Raw genomic sequence first — 24,970 nt, 5'->3', positions numbered from 1 at the left:
CGAGTACGCCGAACTATTGCAGGGAGAAGGCATAAACCGACCCTTCTGCCGTGACGAGGACATACTGACGGCCGTCGACGGTGTACGTCTCCGGTGCGTTGTCGACCGAGCCGATACCGGCGTGCCAGAGCGCAACGGGTGGCTTCTTTCCCTGTACGCCAAAGGCGACGAGGTTGCCTGCGCCGTCATTCGCAAAGAGTAAACCGCCGGCCGTCGTCAGCAAACCCGTTGCGCCGCCGCCAGCTCCCTCGAAGCGGTACTTCCAGGCGATCTTTCCGGTCTGATAGTCGATCGCGACGATGGACGTGCCCGCCGATCCGACGACATCCTGCTCACTGCCGCCGAGCCCCACGAGCATGCGCGGATCCTTGTTCGTCAGGTAGTACATCGCGTACAACTCTCGTGTGACGACGTACAAGAGTCCCGTCTGCGGACTGTAGCTCGGCGGAAACCAGTTCGTGGCGCCACCGTTGTCCGGCGAGACGAGCGAGCCCGCGATGGTGTTGTCCTTCTCCGGGTTCCGGACGAGCTGTCCCTTCGCGTTGATCTCCTGCGCCCAGTTGGCCGCCTCGGAGTACTTCGACGTGAGCAGGTGCTCACCATTGGTGCGGTCCAGCACATAGAAGTAGCCGTTTCGCGCCGCCTGCATGACCAGCTTCCGCGGCTTGCCCTGGAAGATGCCGTCGAACAGCACCGACGGCTGCGTGGAGTCCCAGTCGTGTGTGTCGTTAGGCGATGTCTGGAAGTACCAGACCAGCTTCCCGGTATCCACGTTCACCGCGATGACGGCACACGTGTACAGGTTCGTGTGTTCGTCCTTGGGCCCGCGCAGCATCGCGGTGTATGCCGGCGTTGGATTCCCCGTGCCGACGATGTACAGATGCGTTTCCGGGTCGTACGAGCCTGGCATCCAGACCTGCGCGCCGCCATGCCGTGCAGCGTCCAGGCTTCCCCAGGTCTCGAGGCCCGGGTCGCCCTTGTTCATCGGGACCGTGTAGAGCTTCCATTGCAGATCGCCCGACTTCGGATCGAACGACTGGAGAAAGCCTGGCGAGTCCAGATCGTCGCCTGTTCCCACGAGCACGTGGTCGCCAATGACCATCGGCGCCGTCGTCGAGAAATACTGTTGACTGAAATCAGCGATCTCCTTGTGCCAGCGCTCCTGACCGGTCTTCGCCTCGAGTGAAACCAGATAGTCGTCGGGCGTCTCGAAGTAGAGCCACTCACCGTACATGGCCATGCCGCGATTGCCGATGTGCGTCCCCCCGCGCGACTTCCACCAGTAGTGCCACAGCACGTGGCCGTCGCGCGCGTCGATCGCCCAGGCGTTGTCGGGCGCAGTGACGTACAGGATTCCGTTGACCTGCAAAATCGACCCGGACAGGCGCGGCGACCCGCTCGTCGAACCGGGAATGGTGACCGGATCCTCCGCGACGCCGCCGGTGATCGTCGGTCCGCCGGCCGGCGGTCCGAAGAAACCGCCTTCGCCGCCGCCGGCGCCGGCCGTTAGGCGACGCACCCAGGCGAGGCTGAGATGTTTGACGTTGTTCGTATCGATCTGCGTCAACGTGCTGAACCGACGCTGCGAGTAGTCGCCTGCATAGCTCGGCCAGGCGTCGGTCGCCGGCTTCGTCAACACGGCGGGGTCGAGGCCTTGACTCGCCAGCTGGCCGCACGGGACGCAGAACGGAATACAGAGCAGCACGAGCTTTGCAATTCGCGTCATCGGATCACCTAACGATCGCGGTCGAGCGCGAGAGTCATGAGTGAAGAAGTTGTGCATTGTCTCAATCACGCCAGTAAAGCCCTACTTCAAGGTCGCGAGGTACGCCGTCAGATTGTGGATATCGGCGTCCCGCCATTTCGGGAGCATGTCGACGTGCCACTGGAGCGGGTTGTTGACGACGACCTTCGGGATCGAGTCGCGTCGAGCGAAGCTGCGATACGTTCCGTCTGCCTCGCGTAGTGCGACGACGAATGCGGAGATGTGATCGAGATCTCCTTGCACCGATTGGCCCGAGGGCAAGGTCACCGTCACCGTCGGACGTGGGACCTTGGGCGCCGTCGCGCCGCGTGAGCGGCGACCAAACCCTGTGCCGCCACCGGAGACGATGAGGTTCTGAATCTCCTTCGGCTCGTACTTACCGCCGATACCGGCGAGATCTCCGGTCACCGAGTGACATTGCACGCAGCGGCCGGCGCCGTTGAAGTACGCCTCGCCCTGCTTCGCGTTCCCGACGAGAATGTCGAGCGTGCTTGGCGCGCCACGATCCGATAGCGGCTGGCTGTGCAGCCACGCGGCGATATCGGCGATCTCCGCGGCGCTCAACGTGAACTTCGGCATGCCTCGGGCGGGAATGCCGGTCTGCACGATCGGCGCGATGAGCTCCCCGTTTTGATCGGCGAGAACAACCTGGTCGCGCACCAGGTTTGGTCCGGTTTCACCGCCGCGTGCATCCGAGCCGTGACAGAAGCTGCAGTTGCTCCGGAAGAGCTGCTCGCCGTGCGCGTATTGCGCGGGGGGAACCGGCGGTCGAACCGGATAATCCGGTGACCGCTCCGCGCGTCCGCCGCGGCCCGCTTGCGTTGCTTGCGACGGACGCGGCGGGGTTTGCGCCGTCGAACGGGAGGGAGAGAATGCGGTGGCGCACCCGATGAAAAGGACGCCAAGAAACAAATACCGTCTCCTCGAACGCATCAGTTGGATCCTCTTGAGCAATGAACGGTCTCGGCTTTCCGTCGACTCGGTGCGGGCGCCAACTGCCGCCCAACAGCCGAGCGGAGGGATACTGCGCATCCGGCTGGGCGGGCGGAAGATGCGGCGGCGAATCTCCGAGGGCACTGCTCCGTAGTGCATCAGTGTTGGTTCCTACGCTCCCTGGAGGAATACCGATGAGAGTTCTCTGGGCTTTCCTGAAAATCGTAATTGTGCTCGCGCTAGCAATTCCTGTATCGATCCTGATGCTGGCGACGGCACTCGGAGTCCTCGGCGCGCTGGTTGGCATCGCGATTCTCGCCCTCAAGCTCGCGTTCGTCGCATTGGTCGGGTGGGGGGCATTCCGCCTGATCGCGAGACTTGTAAATGGTCCAAGCAAGCAGAACCGCTCGATGCTCGGTGAACGTGCGCCGGTCGACCCGCACTACGAAGCAGCGATGCGCGAGCTGGACCGCGAGCTTGGCGAAGTTCCCCGCTAGCGCAAGCAAAGCACTCCGTAGTAGGTTCGCATGATGCATAACGCGCGCACCCTCCTCCTTAGCAGTGCCCTTGGCCTTCTCGGCCGGGGGTTTCTGCGCATGGGAGAAGGAGAGCGCTCCAGATAGCGCCGCGCTGACGCGGCGAGCGGCCCCTCCCATCGATACGGTGGGAGGGGCTTTTTCTTTTGCGACTCGCGCCGTGGGCTGGGAAGCCACGGTTGCGCGTTTGCCGAACATGTGGCTCGGAACGCGTCCACCTTCGAACGAGCAGCCATGCCTCGAGAACATCCTCAATTTGGACCGAATGACCATCAGCCGAGCCGGGATTCGCCACCGAACGACGTAGCCGGCGGGTCGTTAGGCGGTGGTGCGCGACGTGTATCGAACCGACCACGTGTGCCAGCGGCTTTTCCCGTATCCGAGGACGCGATCTCGCAGGCGGATGGATCCGCGTGACGTGAACGCGGCCTTCGGCGATATGTCCGGACTTTCACGGTCTATCGAGCGGCAACCGCAGAGCTAGATTCGTCAATTGTCATCGAAGCCAGCAGGCGGAGATCGAGATGTCGCTGAATCCGGAGCGTCAAATAGCCTCGACGCGAATAGACCCGACGCCATATCGGGCGATCGATAGTGGTGTTCTCAGTGGTGACGAGTACCGCGCTCTGGTAGAGCACTCGCCAGTGTTGATCTGGCGGTCGGGAACCGACGCCCTCTGCGACTACTTCAACGAGACGTGGCTTGCGTTCACCGGACATTCGCTGGAGCACGAGATCGGCAACGGATGGGCGGAGGGTGTGCATCCAGACGACGTGAAACGATGCGTGGAGTTCTATTTCGACCACTTTCACCGGCGCGCGAGCTTCGAGATGGAGTATCGGCTTCGCCGCCACGACGGTGTCTACCGCTGGGTCGTCGACCGGGGCACGCCGTACCTTGCCCGGGACGGCGCCTTCAGGGGATTCATCGGCAGCTGCGTCGACGTGGACGATCGCCGACGAGCCGAAACGGAGCGCGAAGAGTACCATGAGGAGACGCTCACTTTGTATCGCGAGCTGCACGAGCGCGAAGCGAAGATCCGGCGGCTGGTCGACTCGAACATTGGCGGCATCGTATTCTCGGATCGCGAGAGTAGGTTGACCGAAGCGAACGATGCGTTCCTCGAAATGCTCGGTTATACGAGGGAGGACGTGAGCGCCGGGCGCCTGAGCTGGCGGGCGATGACCCCGCCCGAGTGCGGGGCGGCGAGCGAGCGGGCCGCGGACCAGATCCGAGCGACGGGAAGCTGTGACATCTTCGAGAAGGCGTACTTTCGGCGAGACGGCAGCCGCGTGCCGGTGCTGGTCGCAGGGGCCTCGTTCGGCGATTCGCCTAACGAGATCGTCGCCTTCGTGCTCGATCTCACCGAGCGTAAACGTGCGGACGAGGAGCGCGAGCGATTACGACAGGCCCAAGCCGAGCTCGCGTACATGAGCCGCGTTCTCACGATGGGAGAGCTCGCCGCCTCGATCGCGCACGAGCTAAAGCAGCCGATAACGGCTGCTCAGGTGAGCGCGGACACGTGCCGGCGATGGCTCGAGCGCCCAGTGCCCGACCTCGAGGAAGTGCGGGCGGCGGCGGCGCGAATGTCCATCGAGGTCACGCGCGCCAGCGAAATCATCGATCGCGTGCGCTCGCTGTACACGAGAGGCGCGCAGCGCAAGGACCCAGTCGACATGAACGAGCTCGTACGCGAAATGGTCGCACTACTCGACAATGAGGCGACGACGCATGAGGTATCTGTCCGTATCGACCTGGAGTCAGCGCTTCCTGTGATCATCGGGGATCGTGTGCAGCTGCAGCAGGTGTTACTCAACCTGATGCTCAACGCGATCGAGGCAATGAAGGGCGCACCGGGAGAGATGTCGATCATGTCCCAGCGGAGTGGTTCGGAGGCCGTTCTGATCGTGGTCGCGGACTCCGGCATCGGACTGCCGGGCGAGCACGCTGATCGGATCTTCGACGCGTTTTTCTCGACGAAGCCGAAGGGTACGGGGATGGGACTGGCGATCAGTCGCACGATCATCGAATCCCATCGGGGCCGGCTCTGGGCGAGCACCAATCCGACGGGAGGCGCCACCTTCCAGTTCACGTTGCCTAACGGGGCCGAGGCGCGGCGTTGACTGGTCGGACGACGCGCCGGGTCACGGCCGCCGCGCACTGGGATCACCGGTCGGAGACGGCGCGCGATCCGTCGAGGCCGGAGAGCCAAGGATCTCGGTGAAGATCGGCTTCAGCGCGTCGGCCCAGATTTGATAACCGCGGATGGTCGGGTGAAGACCGTCGACCGTCATCCCGTCGAAGAGCCTGCCGTTCTTGTCGGCGAGTTTGTCGTTGACGTTGACATACCGCACGCGGCGACCGTCGGCGAAGTGCGAGATGTTCTCGTTGATGCGGTCGATCTCGGGCACCACGGCGCTGTCGCTCCGCGGGAAGATGCCGGTGAGGATGATCGTCGCGTTAGGCGCCTTGCGCTGGCAGAGCTCGATGAGCGCTTTGATGCCGCGGCTGATGTTGGCGACTGCGCCCTCACCGCCGGGCTCCTTACCGACGTTGTTCGTGCCGGCGAGGAGGACGATCACTTTCGGGTTGACGCCATCCAGCTCGCCGTTCTCGATACGCCAGAGCACGTTCTCGACGCGATCACCGCCCCAACCGAAGTCCGCGGCGTTCCACCCGAAAAAATTGGCCTTCCAGTTCGCGAGAAACTGGGGATAATCGGTCGCGCCCCAGCGGCGGGTAATCGAGTTGCCCTCGAAGTACACGTCGATCGTGCCCTGGCTGCGCTTCGCCAGCAACTGTCGATGCGCCAAGATCGAGTTCGAGTCGGTGCGCGGCGCGGGTCTGTCGGCGGGTTGCGGCTGCTGCGCGGCGGCGCTCAGCGCAACAGACGCGGACGGTGCGCCGACGCCACGCGATGGCGTGTAACGTCGGGCGAAATGAAAATCGGCCCAGGAGAGGAAGTATTTCCAATTCGGCGCGTCCGTGTGTCCGCCATCGTGCTGGCGCCAGGCGAACTCTCCCTCGAGCAGGCCGACATTCACGGGCGGCATCTTAGCATTCATGTAATCATCGGGGACGCCGAGCCCGTGGGCGCCGAGCAGGCGAAAGACGGGCTGCGCGGCGACGGCAGCCATGAAGCTGCCCTGGTGATCGAGCCACTTCGCGTCGCCTTTCTCGGGGACGCCGTAGCTCACAAAGGTGAGGCGTGGCGCGCAGAGCGCGAGGAGCTCGTGCGAGTCGACGGGTAAGTCGTCAGGCGTCTTGCTACCGAAACTGGCTTCGGATGCTCCGTACTTGAGGAAATTGCCGGCCATCCAGTGATACTCGCCAGTACCGGTGAGGCTTTCGACGGCTTCGCCCCAGTTGCGCCGGTGCAGCTTCGCTCCGCCTTCGCCCGAGGATCCGATCAGCACGGCTGCGAACCTGGTATCGAACGCCATGGCGACGAGGGCGCCCTTGCCATACCGCGAGACGCCTAAGATGCCAACGTGCTTGGCATTCACAGCGCGATCCGTCTCGAGGTAATCGAGTACGCGCGACGCGCCCCAGGCCCACGCGCGCAGCGCTCCCCACTCGTCAGGCGTGCGCGGTTGGCCCTTGTTCACGAGACCGATGATGCCGCGCGTGAGTCCCGCGCCGTTGTCGGCCTGCACGCTCGTTGGATTGAGCAGTGCGAATCCCCACCCATCCGTGATCAACTGCTCTGTCGCCGGCGCATCGTCGCCGGGCGACGGCGGTGGCGGAGAGAATGGATTGGGTCGCGTGCCTGTCGGCGCGGGCCGACCAAGTGCCTGTGCGAGAGTGCCAGGCCGGAACATGATCATCAGCGGAACGGGCGCTTTCACGTCCGCCGGCAACACGAGGACGAGCGGAATGTCGACGGCAATTGCAGGGAATGCCGTGTTGTCCACGTGACCCATAAGCTCCTTCCCGATGACCCGTCGTCCACCGATGCTGCCCGTGTCGGTGGCGACAACCTGCCACGTGATCTTCGGTACGTTCTTCGGAACGCGTCCGTAGACCTCGCGCTCGAAGTCTTCGACGAGCTCGGCGCGGCGCCTGGCCCAGAGTGCGCGCGTCGTGACCCTCTGTCCGTTCTCGAGCGTCAGCGCGTCCGGCAATGACGTGAAGGGATTCGCTTTCGTCTCGTCGTAGTTCGCGTGATTCGGGTCCCGCTCGTTGCCGCTCGGCCCCGGCCGCAGCGCCCTGATGCCGAGCTGCTTCATCATGTTCTCATGATCGTCGGCAGCGGTCCACGTCGTGAGATGCGACGTCGTGTCTCTCGCCTGCGAGCTCGGTTGCTGGCCGAATGCCACAGCGGGAATTGTGAGGAAGATGACGAGACATATCGTACGGCTATTGATCATTGCGACGATTCCTGTTTGCGTGTGTGGCGTTGCGACGAACGCAATTTGCCGATATCTCGAAGCTCGCCTTCAGCTTTGAGCCGGATTGGTTCGAAGTCAATCATGGCATCTCGACACATGACTGGGTCCTCATCGCCGTCGTTCGACATTCGCGGACGTGTGGCTGCGATCACCGGCGGGTATGGTGTGCTCGGGAGCGCGATCGCGCGCGGGCTCGCGCGCGCGGGTGCGCGGGTGGCGATCATCGGTCGGCGGTGCGACGCCGCGGAGCGTGAAGCTGGCGTCATCGCGCGCGAGGGGGCGGAAGCAATGGCACTCGTCGCCGACGTGCTCGATCCCGATCAGCTGCGTACGGCCACCGAGCGGCTCGTCGGCGTATGGGGCGGGGTCGACATTCTCGTGAACGCCGCCGGCGGAAATGTCGCGCGTGCCCGCAGCGACACGATTAGCGTCTTCGCAATTCCGCTCGACGCCTTCGACGAGGTGCTGCGGCTGAACCTCCACGGAACGGTGATCCCGACGATGGTTGTCGGCGAGCAGATGGCCAAGCAACGCTCGGGCGCCATCGTGAATATCTCGTCGATGGCTGCCTTGCAGGCACTGAGCGGTGTGATGGGTTACTCCGTCGCCAAGGCGGGCATCGACAACTTCACACGATGGCTGGCCGTGGATATTGCGCGGCGGCACGGCGACGGGATTCGTGTCAACGCGATCGCGCCCGGATTCTTCGTGACGACGCAGAATCGCGCGGTGTTGATCAACGAAGATGGGAGCTACACCGAGCGCGCGAAGGCGGTGTTGCGACAGACGCCGATGGGACGGTTCGGACGCCCGGAGGAGCTGCTCGGAGCGGTACAGTGGCTGTGCAGCGACGGGGCGTCGTTCGTGACCGGTACCGTCATCGCCGTCGACGGCGGCTTCAGCATCTTTAGCGGTGTCTAAACTCCGCGGCTACCGCTGGACGGTGGTCGCGCTGCTGTTCGCCGCCACCACGATCAACTACATCGATCGCCAGGTGCTCGGCATCCTCGCGCCGACGCTGCAAGCCGATCTGCACTGGACCGAATCGCAGTACGGAGCGATCGTGTCGTGGTTCAGCCTCGCGTACGGCGCCGGGATGATCGTCGTCGGCCGCGCGCTCGACCAGTTAGGCGCGCGCCGTGGATTCGCCGCGGCGATCGCCGTGTGGAGTTTGGCGGCAATGTCGCACGCGCTGGCGCGCACGGTCGGCGCGTTCGGCGTTGCTCGCGCAATGCTCGGTTTCGGCGAGTCGGCGAATTTTCCGGGTGCGGTGAAGACCGTCTCGTTGTGGTTTACGAAACGGGAGCGCGCATTCGCCGTCGGCGTGTTCAACGCGGGCAGCAATGTCGGCGCGGTCGTCGCACCGCTCGTCGTTCCATGGATCGCGCTGCGATGGGGATGGCAGGCCGCATTCATCGCGACGGGTGCGCTCGGTTTCATCTGGCTCGCGTGCTGGCTGTGGTTGTATCACGATCCAGTCACCGGGCCCCGCGCGCAGCTTGGCGAAGGTTCGGAGGACGAGCGCATTCCGTGGCGCGCACTCCTTGGCCGACGCGAGACGTGGGCATTTGCCGTCGGGAAGGCGCTGACGGATCCGGTATGGCTGTTCTATCTCTTCTGGCTTCCCAAGTTCCTCGATACGCGGTGGCACGTGACATTGTCGGCGCTCGCGGCGCCGTTGATCGCGATCTACCTCTTCGCGGACGTCGGTTCGGTGGCCGGAGGCGCGTTCTCGAGCGCGTTGATCGCGCGCAGGTGGTCCGTACGTCGCGCGCGACAGACGGCAATGCTCGTCGCCGCGGTGCTCATCCTCCCCACGACCTTCGCACCATATGCCGCGTCGCTGTGGGGCGCGGTCGCGCTGGTGAGTCTCGCCGCCGCGGCGCATCAGTGGTGGTCGGCCAATCTGTTCACGAGCGTGGGCGATGCGTTTCCCGCGGGCGCTGTCGCGTCGGTGATCGGCATCGGCGGTTTCGTGGGCGCGATGGCGTCGATGCTCTTCCAGCGGTATACCGGCGCGCTATTGGACGCGTCACATGGGAGCTACGTGGTGGTCTTCCGCTTCTGTGGACTGGCCTACGTCGTGGCGCTGGCGCTGATCCGTGTGCTGACGAGAAACGGACCTGGAGCCAGCGGCTCGGGGACCTAACCACGCGATTCATCGCTCCGCTTGACAGTCCGTCCCGCGAGCGCGAACATCGTGGTGATAATATGACTTGATCAGGTCGCGGCTCGGCCTGTCCTCCGTTCTTCCATGCGATGAAGATCATCGATATTCGGGCGACGCCCGTCGCCGTGCCCCTGGCCGCGCCGTTGCGTCATGCAAACGGTTGCCACTGGGGTCGCTTCGTTCGGACGGTCGTCGAGATCGAGACCGACGATGGACTGATTGGCCTGGGCGAGATGGGCGGCGGCGGCGAGAGCGCCCTCGCAGCGTTCGAGGGACTCAAGCCCTATTTGCTCGGTCGCGATCCAGCGCGCATCGAAGAGATGCGTTTTCTCATCGCCAATCCGACGGCGTCGCTGTATAACAATCGCACGCAGCTGCTCGCGGCGCTCGAGTTCGCGTGCCTCGATATCCTTGGTCAGAAGTGGGGCGTGCCCGTCTGCGACATCCTCGGCGGACGACTCCGCGACCGGGTGACGTTCGCGTCGTATCTGTTCTTCCGCTATCCGAACGCGGACGGTGAGAACGAAGTCCGCACGATCGACCAGCTCGTACAGGACGCGACGGAGCTCAAGCGCAGTTACGGATTCACGACACACAAGCTCAAAGGGGGCGTGTTCAGCCCCGCGTACGAGCTGGAGTGCTATCGTGCGCTCGCGGCGTCGCTGCCCGGCGACCGCTTTCGGTTCGATCCGAACGGCGTGTGGTCCACAGAGCAAGCGATTGCTTTTGCGCACGCGATCGAAGATATCGACAACGACTATCTGGAAGATCCCGTGTTCGGAATGCACGGCATGCGACGGACGCGCGAGAAAGTTCGTATGCCGCTCGCGACGAACACCGTGGTCGTCGGCTTCGAGCAGCTCGCGTCCAATGTGTTACACACCGCCGTCGATGTGATCTTGCTCGATACGACGTTCTGGGGTGGGATTCGCCCATGCGTGAAAGCCGCCGCCATCTGCGAGGCGTTTCAGTACGGCGTCGCCGTGCACTCCTCTGGCGAGCTGGGAATTCAACTCGCGACGATGTTGCATCTCGGCGCGGTGATTCCGAACCTCACATTCGCCGCCGACGCGCACTATCACCATCTCGTCGACGACGTCATCGACGGTGGACGCATGTGCTACTGCGGCGGATCGATCGCGGTGCCGACGACGCCGGGACTCGGTGTGAAGCTCGATCGCGACAAGCTCGGTCAGTATCACGAGTTGTTCAAACGCCTCGGCAGTTATCCGTACGACCAGGATCCCCTGCGCCCGGGATGGACGCCGCTGATTCCGAATGAGCGTTGGGCTGACCCGAAGGACGATCGCGCACCGAAGATTCCGTGGTGACATGGCGCGGCCGGTTCGCGCTTTGTCTCGTCGCCGCGCTGTTGATTCCAGTGCACGGCGCGCGTGGCGATTCGGGATACGAGCTGTGGTTGCGCTATCGACGTGTACGGAATCCAGAGCGCTTGCGTGAGTATCGCGAGTCACTCCTGCCGGTCGATGTCGAGGGACGATCGCCCACGCTCGATGTGGTGGTTTCAGAGCTGTTCGGTCTCGAGACGCTCGTGGCTGAAGATTTCGTCATTTCGAGCCAGGCCCGATCGAGCGCGCGGCTCATCGTCGGCACGCTCGCGAGCTCTGCCACCATCCGCGCCCTCGTGCCGGCGAGCGAGCTCGCGGCGTTAGGCGCGGAAGGGTTCGTTATCCGGCAGCCGCTCCTCGCGGGACGGCGCGTCACCGTCGTGGCGGCGAATTCCGAGATCGGCGTACTGTACGGTACGTTCGCCCTGCTTCGCGAGCTCCAGATGGAGCGACCGATGAGCGAGCTTGCAATGACGAGCGCGCCGCGCGTCAGGCGCCGGATACTCGATCATTGGGACAACCTCGACGGGACGGTGGAGCGAGGGTACGCCGGACGGTCGCTCTGGGATTGGTCGACACTTCCCGCCACCTCGCGACGGTACGTCGATTATGCGCGCGCGAACGCGTCGATCGGGATCAACGGAACGGTGCTCACGAACGTCAATGCGAACGCCAAGGTTCTGACGCCGGAGTATCTCGCAAAAGTCGCCGCGTTGGCCAATGTGTTTCGGCCGTACGGCATCATGGTGTACCTCACCGCGCGCTTCAGCGCGCCGATCGAAATCGGCGGCCTCACGACGGCCGACCCGCTCGATCCGGCCGTTCGTGCGTGGTGGCGCGCGAAAGTCGACGAGATCTATGGGTACATCCCGGACTTCGGCGGGTTCCTCGTCAAGGCCAACTCGGAGGGTCAACCCGGACCGCAAGATTACCATCGATCGCACGCCGACGGCGCCAACATGCTCGCCGATGCGCTGGCGCCGCACCATGGAGTGGTGATGTGGCGCGCGTTCGTGTACAGCAATTCCGTGCCGACCGATCGGGTGAAGCAAGCCTACGACGAGTTCACTCCGCTCGACGGTCAGTTTCGATCGAACGTACTGCTCCAGACGAAGAACGGGCCGCTCGATTTCCAGCCGAGGGAACCGTTTCATCCGCTGTTCGGCGCGATGCCGAAGACGGCGCAGATGATGGAATTCCAGATCACCAAGGAGTACCTCGGCGAAGACACGCATCTCGTCTACCTCGCGCCGTTGTTCAGCGAAGTGTTGAACGCAGACACGCACGTGCGCGGTCCCGGTTCGACGGTAGCGCGCGTGATCGACGGTTCCTTGCAGGGACAGACCGAGACGGGAATGGCCGGCGTCTCGAACATCGGCAGCGACAGCAACTGGACTGGGTCGGAGTTCAATCAGACCAACTGGTATGCCTTCGGACGGTTAGCGTGGGATCACACGCTGACGCCGGCGTCGATCGCCGACGAGTGGGTTCGCTTGACGTTCTCGAATGACCCGAGCGTGGTGCGCACGATCACCCACATGATGCTCGCCTCGCGCGAGGCGGTCGTGAACTACATGACGCCCTTGGGGCTCGCGCACATCATGGGGACGAACCACCACTACGGCCCGGCCCCGTGGGTACGACTGGCTCGCGCGGATTGGTCGCCCGTGTACTATCATCGCGCCGATTCGGCGGGCATCGGCTTCGATCGCACCGCCGAAGGGAGCAACGCGGTCGGACAGTATGCAGCCGGGGTGCGGGATCGTTATGCAGATCGCGCGACCGTGCCGGATTCTCTGCTGCTGTGGTTCCATCACGTGGGCTGGACGGAGCGATTGCGATCGGGCCGTACGCTGTGGGATGAGCTGGCACTGCACTATCAGGCGGGTGTCGACACGGTGCGCGCGATGGAGCGCGAGTGGCGATCGCTCGACGGGAAGATCGACGAGGAGCGATTCAACCAGACGCGTGACTTTCTGGGGATTCAGGAACGCGAAGCCCGGTGGTGGCGCGACGCGGTATTGCAATACTTTCAGACGTTCTCGCATCTACCCTTGCCGAGCGGCGTCGAGCCGCCGGCACATACGCTGAGCTACTACATGGCCATTCGGTGTCCGCGCGATGAGCACAAGCCGCGATGCGACGCAATACCATGACCGATCGATGACCACTTCCGACGCGTACACGCCCCATCCCGAGCATCACTTCACATTCGGACTCTGGACCGTCGGCAACGTCGGACGCGATCCCTTCGGCGATCCGGTGCGTGCCACGCTCCCGCCGACGCGAATCGTCGAGCGACTCGCCAGGCTCGGCGCATACGGCGTGAATCTGCACGACAACGATCTCGTGCCGCGCGATGCGTCGGCGTCGGAACGCGATCGCATTGTCGCCGAGTTCAAGCGCGCGCTGGCGGACCACGGCATGCGCGTCCCGATGGCGACGACGAACCTCTTTGGCGATCCGGTGTTTCGCGACGGTGCCTTCACGAGCAACGACGCGAAGGTGAGGCGCTATGCACTCCAGAAGACGATGCGCGCGATCGACCTCGGTGTCGAGCTCGGCGCGCGAACCTACGTGTTCTGGGGTGGCCGCGAGGGATCGGAGACCAACGCTGGCAAGGACCTGCAGGAAGCGACGAAGTGGTTCCGGGACGCGATCAACTTTCTGTGCGAGTACGTGCGCGGCCAGAAGTATGATCTCAACTTCGCGCTCGAGCCGAAGCCTAACGAGCCGCGCGGCGATATCTATCTGCCGACGATCGGGCATATGCTCGCGTTCATCTACACGCTCGATCATCCGGAGATGGTGGGACTGAATCCGGAGGTGGCGCACGATCAGATGGCGGGACTCGATTTCGCCCACGGCGTGGCGCAGGCGCTCGAAGCGGGGAAGCTCTTCCACATCGATCTCAATGCGCAGAAGCCGGGTCGCTTCGATCAGGATCTCCGATTTGGGAGCGAGGACATCAAGGGTGCCTTCTTCCTCGTGAAGCTGCTCGAGGATGCGCGCTGGCAAGGTATGCGGCACTTCGACAGTCACGCGTACCGCACCGAGGATGAGCAAGGCGTCTGGGACTTCGCCGCCGGCAGTATGCGGACGTATCTGATTCTCAAAGACAAGGTCGCGCGCTTCAACGCCGATGCCGAGATTCAGGGCTTGCTCGGAGAGCTGCGGTCTCGCGGCGCGGCGACGGGTCAGCGCGTGCGCTACAGTGCTGCGGAAGCCGGTGCCATTCGTGACGAGCGCTTCGATCTCGACTCGCTGCGCGCACGTGGATATGCGTACGAGCGTCTCGATCAACTCACGACGGAACTGCTGATGGGTGTGCGGTAAGTGGCGGACGACTACCTGTTGGGACTCGACGTCGGCACGAGCGGCGTGAAGGGACTGCTCGTCGCGACGGACGGGGAAGTCGTCGCTTCGGCGACCACGCCACTCTCGCTCTCGTCGCCGCGGCCGGGTTGGGCCGAGCAGGATCCGGATGCGTGGTGGGGCGCAAGCGTCGCATCGATTCGCTCGATCTGCGAGAGTCGTCCAAAAGCGCACATTGCGGGTGTTGGAATATCCGGTCAAATGCACTCATCGGTGTTTCTGGATGCGAAGGGCGACGTGATTCGCCCCGCGCTGCTCTGGTGCGACGGCCGCACCACAGCCGAGTGCCGTGAGATCGAGCAGCGGATCGGCGGCGAACAGCGGTTACGAGATCACGCCGCGAATCCGGCGCTCGAGGGTTTCACACTTCCTAAAGTATTATGGCTGCGCAATCAGGAGCCCGCCGCGTTCGCACGGCTGGCGAAGGTCCTGCTCGCCAAGGATTACATCCGGTATCGGCTCACCGGCGAGTTGGCCACGGAGCCATCCGATGCTTCGGCGACGCTCATGTACGATACGGCACGGCTGCGTTGGAGCTCGGAGATTCTGCGCGCGGTCGGGTTGAATGAGTCGATCGTTCCGCGCGTTGGTGGCTCATCCGAGGTCCTCGGCTGCGTGCACAAGGAGGGGAGTGCGGCGACTGGATTGTCGGTGGGTACACCCGTCGTTGGCGGCGGTGCGGATAACGCGTGCGGCGCCGCCGGCGTCGGCGTTATATCGCCTGGTGACATGGTCGCGAGTTGGGGCACGTCGGGTACGCTGCTCGCCCCGACCGCGGAGCCGCGCGTCGATCCGGGATTGCGCGCTCATACGTTCTGCCACGTCGCTCCGCAGCGATGGTATTTGATGGGCGTCGTGCTGAGCGCCGGCGGTGCGTTCGCCTGGTATCGCGATCAGTTCGCGCGTGACCTGGCGGGCGATCCGCAGATCAACCAACGTCTGAACGATGAAGCGGCGACTGTATCAGCTGGCGCAGAGGGTGTCACCTTTCTCCCCTACTTGCAGGGGGAGCGAACGCCGCATCGCAACGCGCTCGCGCGCGGTGCCTTTCTCGGGTTGAGCCTGGCACACACACGCGCGCATCTGACGCGTGCTGTCCTGGAGGGTGTCTGCTTCGGCTTGCGCGACTCCCTATCCATCCTTCAGTCGTTAGGTATCCAGCCCGATGTGTTGTTGCTCACCGGTGGCGGTGCACGGAGCCCGTTCGTGCGCCAGCTGCAGGCCGAGGTGCTCGGCGTGCCGGTAGCGACCGTCAATCGCGAGGAAGGGCCTGCGTACGGCGCCGCGCTGCTTGCTGCTGTCGGCGTGGGTGCGTATCCCGATCTCGCGGCGGCCGCGCACGTGACCATTGCGCGGCGAAGCCCCGACGTTCCGTCGATCGCGGCGCACCGCGCCTACGATGCCCCGTATGCCCGGTTCCGGGAGGGTTATCGGCCATGACGACCGCGGGGAGCCTCACCCGGCGGTTTCTCGAGTCGCAGGAGACCGGACTGATCATCGTGGTCACGCTGCTCGTCGTTGCGCTGACGGCGCTCGCCGGGAGTCATGCGGATCGGTTGACCGGCGCGACGATTAACAATTTCCTGAATTCGAATACGCTTATCCAGGTCGCGACCGACGCGAGCTTTTTCGCCATCATGGCGATCGGCGCAACAATCGTGATCATTTCGGGCGGCATCGATCTGTCCGTCGGGTCGATCTACGCACTTGCAGGCGTAAGCATGGCCTTGGCGCTGCGAGCGCTGGGACCCGCGAGCTCGCCGACGATGGTAGTGGTGGGGCTCGTCGCGAGCGTGGGCGTCGGGCTGTTGTGCGGGCTGCTGAATGGATTGCTCGTCGTCGGCCTTCGCGTACATCCATTCATCATCACGCTCGGCACGATGTGGGTTCTTCGCGGAGTCGCATTCGTGGCAACGAAGGCAGAAAGCATCCTCGTTCCGTTGCAGGTGACGTCGGTGACGAAGGCCTCGCTCGGTCTGAGCGGCGGGCTTTACCCGGTGCCGATGCTCGTTATGATCGTGCTCACGATCCTTGGCTGGTTCTATCTCACACGCACCGTGATGGGGCGCCACATCTTTGCGTTCGGCGGCAATATCGAGGCGAGCCGGTTTGCCGGTCTGGCGCTCGGGAGGATTCAGCTTGGCGTGTTCGCCGTGTCGGGGTTGACCGCGGGGCTCGCGGCATTTCTCGGGGCGAGCTTTTATGGCTCGGCGTCGTCGGGCGATGGGCAGGGGTATGAGCTGTACGTGATCGCGTCGGCGGTCGTCGGCGGCGCGAGTCTGATCGGGGGAAAGGGCAGCGCGATCGGCGCCACGCTGGGCGCCGTGCTCATCGTGTTGATCCGCCAATCGATTCGCACGCTGCATTTCGATCAGAACTACGAGTGGATCGTCATCGGCTGCGCGATCATCGTCGCCGTCGTGGTCGATCGCTGGAGCGCTGGTGTTACCGCACGCCGGTTGAGTCGCGCGGCGAGTGTCACGTGAACGTCGAAAGACAAATCAGAGAGAGGAACGAATGCGTCTTCGAAATGCAGCACTGATAACTCTTGTCGCGACAGCCGCGCTCGCGTGCGGTCAGAAGGAGAGTACGTCGGATACATCCCAGGCGGGCGTAGCGCGCGCGCCTGGGGGGGCGGCGCATAACGACAGTACCCTGCGCATTGCAATGATCGCGAAGAGCTCCACGAACCCGGTATTCCTCGCAGCGCGTACGGGCGCGGAGGCAACCGCGAAGGAGCTCGGCGAGAAGAATCACATGAAGATCGAGATTCTGTGGCTGACGCCGCCGGATGAGGATGCGCAGGTGCAGGCGCAGCGCATTCAACAGGCGGTGAACGACGGCGTGGACGCCATTCTCATCTCATGCTCGGACGCGGGGAAGGTCACGGGCGTCATCAACGACGCCGTCGATCGCGGCGTTCAGGTGATGACGTTCGACAGCGATGCGCCGCAGTCGAAGCGCTTCTCGTACTACGGCGTGGATGATGTGAAGACCGGCCAACAAACCATGGCCGAGCTCGTGACAGTCATGAACGGCAAAGGGAACTTCGCGATTCTCGCCGGCAATCAGAACGCGCCGAATCTCCAGCGGCGCGTGCAGGGCGCGAAGGAAGAAGCGGCGAAGCATCCCGGCATGCGCCTCTTGGGTGTGTTCAATCACGTGGAGACGGCACAGGACGCGACGGCCGAGGTCGTGCGCGTCGACAATGCCTATCCCGACATTCAGGGGTGGGCATTCGTCGGCGGCTGGCCGTTGTTCGCGCAGTCGCTCCTGACCGACGCGAACTTCGCGAAGCTCAAGGTCGCGTCGGTCGATGCGCTCCCGGCTGAGTTGGCGTACGTCGACCGCGGCGTGGTGCCCGTGCTGCTCGCGCAGTCGGTGTACAAGTGGGGCTCCGTGGGCGTGCAGACGATCGTCGACAAGGTGCACTTCAAGAAGGACGTGCCGCAGGTCATTCCGATGGAGCTGGTGCGCGTCACGAAGGCGAATCTGGGAGAATGGGCGCGTCAGCTTCAGGCGTGGGGATTTACGAATGTGGATCAGAAGTATCTCAAGATGTAAACGGCGCAGTTACCCTGCTGAGCAGGCAGCGCTATTCGGTCGATGACTACCGCCATTCGTTTTGAACAGATCACGAAGCGCTTTCTCGGCGTTCAGGCGCTGAGCGAGGTCACGCTCGAGGTGGGCGAGGGGTCGTGTCACGCGCTCTGCGGCGAGAATGGTGCGGGCAAGAGTACGTTAGGCAAGATCCTCGCGGGCATCCATCGCCCCGACAGCGGGAGGCTGTTCGTCCATGGCCGTGAGGCGAGCTTTGACTCGCCGCGCGACGCCCTGCAAGCGGGCGTGGGAATGGTGCATCAGGAGCTCGCTTTCTGCGAGAATCTCAGCGTCGCGGAGAATCTGCTGCTCGGTGCATTGCCACGGCGACGCGGTGTCGTGGACCGCGAGGCGATGGAACGGCGCGCGGGCGAGATGCTCGACGAGATCGGCGCGGAGGTGGACGTTCGCGCGCCGATGCGGGAGTTGACGATCGCGCAACAACAGCTCGTGCAGATCGCGACCGCGGTCTGCGGCGGCGCGAGAGTCATCGTGTTCGACGAGCCGACGAGTAGCCTCAGCCAGGCGGACGCCGACCGGCTCTATGCATTGATCGCGCAGCTTGGGCAGCGTGGCGTGACTTGCATCTACGTCTCGCATCGCATGCCGGAGATTTACCGGCTCTGCGATACCGTCAGCGTGCTGCGCGACGGGCAGCACGTCGCGACGCGCCCCGCGAGCGAGCTTCCGGAAGCGGAGCTCGTCCGGCTCATGATCGGTCGCGCGGTGAGCGAGTACCTGCCGACGAGCGTCGAGAAGGCGCGGGGCAGGGAGCTGCTGCGCGCGGAACGCCTGACGGTCGCCGGGAAATTTCGCGACGTGAGCCTCACCCTGCACGAGGGTGAGATCGTCGGCGTGGCGGGACTCGTTGGCGCTGGTCGATCGGAGCTTGCGCAGACGCTCTTCGGCCTCGATGCGCCGACATCCGGTACGATCGCCATCGATGGCGCTCTCGCGAACATTCGCGAACCGAAGGATGCCATCCGGCTCGGCCTTGGGCTCGTACCGGAGGATCGAAAGCGTCAGGGACTCGTGCTCGTCGAAACCGGCCTGCACAATACGTCGTTGCCGATGCTCGAGCGGCTGTCGCGCCTGTGGATCGTTCGGCGCGCCGACGAGCGCGCCGTCGGCGAGGCCTACGCAACGAAGCTACGGATTCGCGCCTCGGCGCTCGACGCACTGGTCGGCGGGCTTTCTGGTGGGAACCAGCAGAAGATCGTGCTGGCGCGCTGGCTGGCAGCCAATGCGAGAGTGCTCATCCTCGATGAGCCAACGCGCGGAGTCGATGTCGGCGCAAAGGCGGAGATTCACGGCCTCATTCACGACCTCGCTGCACGTGGAGCTGCGGTGTTGCTGATTTCGAGCGAGTTGCCGGAGGTGATCGCATTGTCGCACCGCATACTCGTCATGCGTCAAGGGCAGATCGTCGCCGAAGTCCCGCGCGAAGCGGCGACACAGGACGCGCTGCTTCGACTGATGACGGGACTTGGCGTGGCTGGTGATCGGTAGCTGGTGGTCGGTAGCTGGTGGTTGGTAGCTGGTGGAAAAGGAAAGCCGGCGAGCTTTGCTCGCCGGCCCATCCGAATCACCAATCACCAACCACCAATCACAACCACCAATCACCAACCACTCACCACCGGTCCGATCGGAAGGGCGCGGCGGGAAGGCCATTCGCTCCGTAGAGATTGGCGCGATCCGGATTGTTGGCCCATGCGTAACGAATGGCCGCGGGCACTCTCACACGGTCGCTCCATACGTACACGCGATCACCGACGACACGCGCCGACGCCCACACGAATTGTCTGTCTGCGCCGGCGACGGCGAATCCGCCAAGTGAATCACCGTGCACTCGTAGTCCGCCGACGCTTGCGAAGGAAATGACGGCAGTGTCGCCGCGGAGCACGAAGCCGCGATACAGAGGGCCCGAGGCATCGACGCGCTCGCCGTACGCCACTCTTCGGCCGACGAGCGCGAGCCGCGCACCGACATCCTCCTTGTTTTTCGGATGAATGTCGTCGGCCTCGCCGAGATCGATGGCGATCGCGCGGCCCGTGTGCGGCAGCGTGAGCGCCGCGTCCATCGACTCGCGCTGTAGCGGCCACGCCGGATGCAGTTGCGGAACGCTGTCCGGCCGGCCGTATCCTGGCAACTGAACCCAGAGGAAAGGAAATGCTTCGCGTCCACCGTTCCATGCGCGGCGCCAACTCTCGACGAGCGTTGCGAACTGCCCTCGATAAGCAGTGGCTTGTTGCGCGTTGTTCGCGTTCGATTCACCTTGGTACCAGATCACGCCCTTGATCGCGTACGGGAGGATTGGATAGACCATCTTGTTGTAGAGAACGGACGGGATCTTGTTGATCCGCTGTCCGTCGGTGCCGAGCACCACGCGTCCGACGCGGAACTTCCAGGTGCCAGCGAGGGATCGCGGCGCGCTACCAGCTACGTCGAGCCAGATCGCGCCATTGATTCCGCCGCCGCCGCCACCGTCCGCCACGCGAATCGCGATCTCGTTAGGCCCCGGATGCACCACCGTTGACGGAATGTGATAGTGTCTCGGCACGTTGTAGCCGGTTGTTCGTCCGACCTCCACGCCATTTACCCAGGTGATGTCGTCATCATCGATGGCGGCAGCCGTGAGCGTTATGTTCTTCGCGACGTCGCTCGAATCCAACGTGAATGTGGTGCGATACCAGGCGGTGCCGTCGAGGCTGGGGTAGCCCTGACTCTCCCAGTAAGCAGGCACTCGAATATCGGCCCAGAGCCGGTCGTCGAGTGAGGGAGAAGCCCAGCGGGCGCTGCCTTCAACCAGGCCGGAGTCAATTTCCGGGAGCATGAGACCGACTTTCGCGCGTAAGGAGTCGCGGACGGCCCGATCGTGCGCCGCCTCACCCTGCTGAAGGGCCGACCACGCACTGTCGGTGAGATGTTGCGCCGAGCGCGAGATCCAGGTTTCGATGTTACTCCCGCCCCATGTGGAGTTGATGATCCCGATGGGGACGTCGACGGTTGGGCGGAGGTGCCTAACGAAGAAATAAGCGACGGCACTGAAGTCGGCGACGTGCGCGCGATCGGCCGGCAGCCAGCGGCCGCCGGCGAGGTCGGCCTCCGGTGCATTGGCCCATGAGTTCGGAATCTTGAATTCGCGGATCGAGGAGTCATTTGCCGCGGCAATCGCCTCCGTCGCATTCGACGCGGACCGCACCTCGAATTCCATATTCGACTGCCCGGACGCGACCCAGACGTCGCCGACCAACACGTCGGAAAAGACGATGGAGTCGCTGCCGCTTCGAACAACGAGCTGAAACGGGCCGCCGGCTCGGCGTGCGGGCAGCTCGAGCGACCACGCTCCACGCGCGTCAGCCTGCGTTCGCGTCGAGGTGGACCCAAGGCGCGCGACGATTTCGCGACCGGCTGCGCTCCAACCCCAGAGGCCGATCGGCTGGCTCCGCTGAAGTACCATCCCAGTCGCAAAAATGCGCGGCATGCGAAGGCTGCCGGCGGCACTGGCTGACGCCGCAGTCTGACCGCGTGCGACGGTGGCCGTGGCCAGAGTCAGGACCGCGAAAAGGCACGTGGCGGTGGTCCGCATGGCTCCTCCGGAAGGGGTGGACGTCTTGACAGCCAAGACGGTGATCATAGAATCGTGTCACCGTGTCATCTTATCAATTTTCCGTCGAGTAGCGGAACCCTCGACGCACAAAAGCTCGCGGCCGTACGCGTTCGCACCGCTGTCTCTCCGTTCCACGCTATCACGCTTTCGGAGGTACGACTGATGGGACGCCGGATATTATTCGCGGTTCTCATGCTCTTTGCCATGGGCGCGACGGCCGCCGCGCAAGCAGTCGGCGCCGTCGCTGGGCAAGTGAGCTCGGTCGACGGACGACCACTCGGTGGAATCCAGATCTCCATCAGCGCGCTCGCGCGCGGAGCAACGACGGACACCGCCGGCCGATTCACGATCGCTAATGTGCCTGCCGGCACGCACACGCTCCAGGCGCGAAGCCTCGGGTACGGTCTCGCGACGACGACCGTCACCGTCGCCGCCGGCGAGACGGCCACCGTCGCGTTAACGCTCACGCCGACGCAGCTCAGTCCTGTCGTGGTCGTCGGTTACGGTGAGCAGGAGCGCCGGACCGTAACCGGCGCTGTGTCGACGGTGACGGCGGAGAAGCTGCACGACATCCCGACCGCCGACCCGATGAAGGCGTTGCAGGGGCGCGTCGCGGGCGTCGAGATCGTCGCGTCGAGCAACGAGCCGGGTGCGCCGATGAATGTGCGCGTCCGCGGCGTGCGCTCGCTCACGGCATCCAATGAGCCGTTGTACGTCGTGGACGGCGTGCCGTTAGGCGGCGGCATTCAGGACTTCAACCCGTCGACGATCGAGTCGATCGAAGTGTTGAAGGATGCAGCCGCGACGGCGATCTACGGCAGCCGAGGTTCGAATGGCGTCATTCTCGTAACGACGAAGAAGGGTGTGAACGACGGCCGTCTGCACTCGACGTACAGCGTCGATGCGTACTACGGCTCGCAAGATCCGCTGCGGCTGATTCCGATGATGAACCTCCAGCAATATGTCGCGTATATGAAGGACGCGGCGTCGGCGAATGGACAGGACACAAGCCTTGCGAAGCTGTTCACCGCCAAGCAGCTCTCCGCGATCAACGGCAACATCTCCACCGACTGGCAGCGTGCGGTGCTGCGCAACGGAGCTCAGCGAAGTGTGCAGGCAGGTGTCAACGGACTAAGCGGCGACACGCGCTTTTCCGTGAACGGGAATTACTTCGACCAGGTCGGGGTGATCCCGGGGCAGGGTTACAATCGCGGCTCGGCATTCGCGTCGATTGATCATTCGGGAAACCGGCTGCGGCTCGGCCTCACGACGAACCTGTCGCGGATTCTGACGGACCAGGGCGAGGGCGGTGCCGCGTATGGATATGCGCTCGCGATGACGCCGCTGGGCCGGGCGACCAACTACACGAATCCCGACTCGGCCGGCCTGCTGGATCCGCGACCCGATGATGATCCGCTCAACATCAATCCCGTGCTCGAGGCGCAGTCGGTGGTGCGTCAACAGCTCGTCAATCGCGTGTTCGGCGCCGCATTCGCCGAGTATCAGATCGCGGACGGCCTCAGTTATCGCATGAACTTCGGACCGGACTATACCGCGCTCACCGATGGCTGCTTCAACGGACCGTGGACGCACGGCACCTGCGCGAATCTCGGCGCGAACAGCAGCAACCAGGGACAGCCGCCGCAAGCCGGCCAGTTCGATCAGGCCGACTTCACGTATACGCTCGACAACATCCTGCACCTCAACAAGCGGTATCGCGGGATGCATCAGTTCGACCTCACGGGCTTGTACAGCATTCAGCACGACAAGTTCACGAAAGACTCACTCTATGCCACGAACTTGCCGTATCCGACGCAGCTCTGGTACGACCTGGGTTCGGGTACGGCGGGCAATGAGCGAAGTCTCATTTCAGAGTGGGCGTTGCAGTCGTACATGGGGCGTCTGAACTACACTTTGCTCGATCGCTACACGGTGTCGGTCACCGAGCGCGCCGACGGATCGAGCCGTCTCGCACCGGGGCACAAGTGGGCGTACTTCCCATCCGTCGGCCTGGCATGGCAAGCCGGTGACGAAGCGTTCATGCGACACGTGCCGTGGCTGAGCGCACTCAAGGTGCGCGGCAGCGTCGGCAACACGGGCAACACGGCGATCAATCCGTATTCGACCGAGGGGACGCTCGCGTCACGGCTCTATACGTTCGGAACGACGCGGGTGCGGGGCTACATGCCCGGATCCATTCCCAACCCCGACCTCGGGTGGGAGAAGACGACGCAGGCCGATCTCGGCGTCGAGTACGGATTATTCGACAATCGCGTGACCGGCAGCATCGACGCGTACCGGATGGATACGCACGACCTGCTGCTCACCCGCCTTCTGCCAGCGACGTCGGGCTTCACGTCGACGCTGCAGAACATCGGATCGACGCGGAACAAGGGACTGGAGCTCGGTCTCTCGACGACGAACCTGCAGAACTGGCGCGGCGTGACCTGGACAATGGACGTCAACTGGGCGACGAACAAGAACGAGATCACGGCGCTCGCGAGTGGCGCGACGCAGGACGTTGGCAACGTCTGGTTCGTCGGACGCCCGATCAGTCTGTGCAATCCGACGGCCTTCGCGAACGGGACATGTCTCGATGTGAGCCGGCAAGTGTTCTACGACTGGAAGTACATCGGCGTCTGGCAGTACGCGGACACTGTGCTCATGAAGAAGTTCAACGCCAACGGCAGTACGTTCAAAGTTGGCGACCCGCGCGTGGCCGACATCAACGGCGATGGCAAGATCGACGCGAACGATCGCACGTTCATCGGCGACAGTTATCCCGGCTGGACAGCCAGCTGGTCGAACCGATTCACGTTCCACGGATTCGACCTTTCGGGTTTACTGACCTGGAAATGGAACTACCTGTTCCGAGACGGAACGCCGCGCAGCTACTTCGGCCGCTTCAACAATGTCGCGGATCTGGATTACTGGACGCCGACGAACCCGACGAACAAGAACCCGGCGCCGACGACCGGTGGTGTCGATCGCCTGTACGCCTCCACTCGACTGTACGTCAACGGTTCGCACTGGCGTATCCGCAACATCACTGGTGGATACACCATCAGTCAGCGTCTCGCGAACCACGTCGGCCTACAGAGTCTCCGGATCTACGCCACAGCGCAGGACCCTTACATCCACTCCGACTACATCGGCATCGACCCGGAGGTTGGCGGAGCAGTGCCCACGTTACGCACGCTGCTCCTCGGTACCAACGTCGTGTTCTGATCCGCCACTCACT

The 24,970-nt window shown here is 63.8% G+C and carries 16 protein-coding genes; 12 read left to right on the top strand and 4 right to left on the bottom strand.

Annotation, left to right across the window (positions count from 1 at the left end; translation table 11 throughout):
* Positions 1 to 13: 13 nt before the first annotated feature.
* Positions 14 to 1,726: an acido-empty-quinoprotein group A gene (locus VGH98_10550; GenBank protein ID HEY2376402.1), complete on the bottom strand. Its 1,713-nt coding sequence runs from the start codon at positions 1,724 to 1,726 to the stop codon at positions 14 to 16.
* Positions 1,727 to 1,807: 81 nt separating this feature from the next.
* Positions 1,808 to 2,698 carry a cytochrome c gene (locus tag VGH98_10545; GenBank protein HEY2376401.1) on the bottom strand — a complete coding sequence of 297 codons (891 nt, stop codon included), beginning with the start codon at positions 2,696 to 2,698 and terminating at the stop codon, positions 1,808 to 1,810.
* A 194-nt stretch (positions 2,699 to 2,892) separates the two neighbouring features.
* Here VGH98_10545 and VGH98_10540 point away from each other — a divergent pair, with 194 nt between their 5' ends.
* Together VGH98_10540 and VGH98_10535 are read left to right on the top strand one after the other, a co-directional pair.
* Entirely contained in the window at positions 2,893 to 3,195 is a 303-nt protein-coding gene (locus VGH98_10540; protein ID HEY2376400.1) for a hypothetical protein, read from the top strand.
* A 563-nt stretch (positions 3,196 to 3,758) separates the two neighbouring features.
* Positions 3,759 to 5,357, top strand: coding sequence for a PAS domain S-box protein (locus tag VGH98_10535; GenBank protein ID HEY2376399.1), 1,599 nt, complete (start codon positions 3,759 to 3,761; stop codon positions 5,355 to 5,357).
* A 21-nt stretch (positions 5,358 to 5,378) separates the two neighbouring features.
* Here VGH98_10535 and VGH98_10530 read toward each other — a convergent pair whose 3' ends face one another.
* Positions 5,379 to 7,604, bottom strand: a complete 2,226-nt coding sequence (locus VGH98_10530) for a GDSL-type esterase/lipase family protein (GenBank protein ID HEY2376398.1) — start codon at positions 7,602 to 7,604, stop codon at positions 5,379 to 5,381.
* Between the two features lie 117 nt (positions 7,605 to 7,721).
* Between VGH98_10530 and VGH98_10525 the strand changes: the two genes are divergently transcribed.
* The 9 genes from VGH98_10525 (at position 7,722) to VGH98_10485 (ending at position 19,628) form a co-directional block, all read left to right on the top strand.
* Complete coding sequence (locus VGH98_10525) at positions 7,722 to 8,546, top strand: SDR family oxidoreductase (protein ID HEY2376397.1); 825 nt, start codon at positions 7,722 to 7,724, stop codon at positions 8,544 to 8,546.
* Entirely contained in the window at positions 8,539 to 9,774 is a 1,236-nt protein-coding gene (locus VGH98_10520; protein HEY2376396.1) for an MFS transporter, read from the top strand. The genes VGH98_10525 and VGH98_10520 overlap by 8 nt, the downstream gene beginning before the upstream one ends.
* Positions 9,775 to 9,884: 110 nt before the next feature.
* Positions 9,885 to 11,126, top strand: coding sequence for an enolase C-terminal domain-like protein (locus VGH98_10515; protein HEY2376395.1), 1,242 nt, complete (start codon positions 9,885 to 9,887; stop codon positions 11,124 to 11,126).
* Positions 11,123 to 13,300, top strand: a complete 2,178-nt coding sequence (locus VGH98_10510) for an alpha-glucuronidase family glycosyl hydrolase (protein HEY2376394.1) — start codon at positions 11,123 to 11,125, stop codon at positions 13,298 to 13,300. Before VGH98_10515 ends, VGH98_10510 begins: the two co-directional genes overlap by 4 nt.
* Positions 13,301 to 13,307: 7 nt before the next feature.
* On the top strand, positions 13,308 to 14,480 hold the full coding sequence (gene xylA / locus VGH98_10505; GenBank protein HEY2376393.1) for a xylose isomerase: 1,173 nt from the start codon (positions 13,308 to 13,310) through the stop codon (positions 14,478 to 14,480).
* A complete protein-coding gene (xylB, locus tag VGH98_10500) occupies positions 14,481 to 15,959 on the top strand; it encodes a xylulokinase (protein ID HEY2376392.1) in 1,479 nt (492 codons plus the stop codon).
* Positions 15,956 to 17,005 carry an ABC transporter permease gene (locus tag VGH98_10495; protein ID HEY2376391.1) on the top strand — a complete coding sequence of 350 codons (1,050 nt, stop codon included), beginning with the start codon at positions 15,956 to 15,958 and terminating at the stop codon, positions 17,003 to 17,005. The genes xylB and VGH98_10495 overlap by 4 nt, the downstream gene beginning before the upstream one ends.
* A 31-nt stretch (positions 17,006 to 17,036) precedes the next feature.
* The gene (locus VGH98_10490) at positions 17,037 to 18,083 is read left to right on the top strand and encodes a substrate-binding domain-containing protein (GenBank protein ID HEY2376390.1); all 1,047 of its coding nucleotides are present in this window, start codon (positions 17,037 to 17,039) and stop codon (positions 18,081 to 18,083) included.
* A 42-nt stretch (positions 18,084 to 18,125) separates the two neighbouring features.
* On the top strand, positions 18,126 to 19,628 hold the full coding sequence (locus VGH98_10485) for a sugar ABC transporter ATP-binding protein (protein ID HEY2376389.1): 1,503 nt from the start codon (positions 18,126 to 18,128) through the stop codon (positions 19,626 to 19,628).
* 121 nt (positions 19,629 to 19,749) lie between these two features.
* Here the strand turns inward: VGH98_10485 and VGH98_10480 are convergent, their stop codons facing one another.
* Positions 19,750 to 21,708, bottom strand: a complete 1,959-nt coding sequence (locus tag VGH98_10480; GenBank protein HEY2376388.1) for a sialate O-acetylesterase — start codon at positions 21,706 to 21,708, stop codon at positions 19,750 to 19,752.
* A gap of 183 nt (positions 21,709 to 21,891) precedes the next feature.
* On the opposite strand from VGH98_10480, the gene VGH98_10475 reads away from it, so the two are divergent.
* On the top strand, positions 21,892 to 24,957 hold the full coding sequence (locus VGH98_10475; protein ID HEY2376387.1) for a SusC/RagA family TonB-linked outer membrane protein: 3,066 nt from the start codon (positions 21,892 to 21,894) through the stop codon (positions 24,955 to 24,957).
* Positions 24,958 to 24,970: the final 13 nt, after the last annotated feature.

Source organism: Gemmatimonadaceae bacterium (genome assembly GCA_036496605.1).
Taxonomy (GTDB): domain Bacteria; phylum Gemmatimonadota; class Gemmatimonadetes; order Gemmatimonadales; family Gemmatimonadaceae; genus AG2.
Note: the sequence above shows the minus strand (reverse complement) of the source record. Positions and strands in the feature narration are given on the sequence as shown.

Excerpts from the sequence above, each read along its gene's own strand:
- VGH98_10540 (HEY2376400.1), top strand. The coding sequence starts at position 2,893 with ATGAGAGTTCTCTGGGCTTTCCTGAAAATCGTAATTGTGCTCGCGCTA.
- VGH98_10475 (HEY2376387.1), top strand. The coding sequence starts at position 21,892 with ATGGGACGCCGGATATTATTCGCGGTTCTCATGCTCTTTGCCATGGGC.
- VGH98_10525 (HEY2376397.1), top strand. The coding sequence starts at position 7,722 with ATGACTGGGTCCTCATCGCCGTCGTTCGACATTCGCGGACGTGTGGCT.
- VGH98_10490 (HEY2376390.1), top strand. The coding sequence starts at position 17,037 with ATGCGTCTTCGAAATGCAGCACTGATAACTCTTGTCGCGACAGCCGCG.
- VGH98_10545 (HEY2376401.1), bottom strand. The coding sequence starts at position 2,698 with ATGCGTTCGAGGAGACGGTATTTGTTTCTTGGCGTCCTTTTCATCGGG.
- xylA (HEY2376393.1), top strand. The coding sequence starts at position 13,308 with ATGACCACTTCCGACGCGTACACGCCCCATCCCGAGCATCACTTCACA.
- VGH98_10535 (HEY2376399.1), top strand. The coding sequence starts at position 3,759 with ATGTCGCTGAATCCGGAGCGTCAAATAGCCTCGACGCGAATAGACCCG.
- VGH98_10515 (HEY2376395.1), top strand. The coding sequence starts at position 9,885 with ATGAAGATCATCGATATTCGGGCGACGCCCGTCGCCGTGCCCCTGGCC.
- VGH98_10485 (HEY2376389.1), top strand. The coding sequence starts at position 18,126 with ATGACTACCGCCATTCGTTTTGAACAGATCACGAAGCGCTTTCTCGGC.
- VGH98_10480 (HEY2376388.1), bottom strand. The coding sequence starts at position 21,708 with ATGCGGACCACCGCCACGTGCCTTTTCGCGGTCCTGACTCTGGCCACG.
- VGH98_10550 (HEY2376402.1), bottom strand. The coding sequence starts at position 1,726 with ATGACGCGAATTGCAAAGCTCGTGCTGCTCTGTATTCCGTTCTGCGTC.
- VGH98_10530 (HEY2376398.1), bottom strand. The coding sequence starts at position 7,604 with ATGATCAATAGCCGTACGATATGTCTCGTCATCTTCCTCACAATTCCC.
- VGH98_10495 (HEY2376391.1), top strand. The coding sequence starts at position 15,956 with ATGACGACCGCGGGGAGCCTCACCCGGCGGTTTCTCGAGTCGCAGGAG.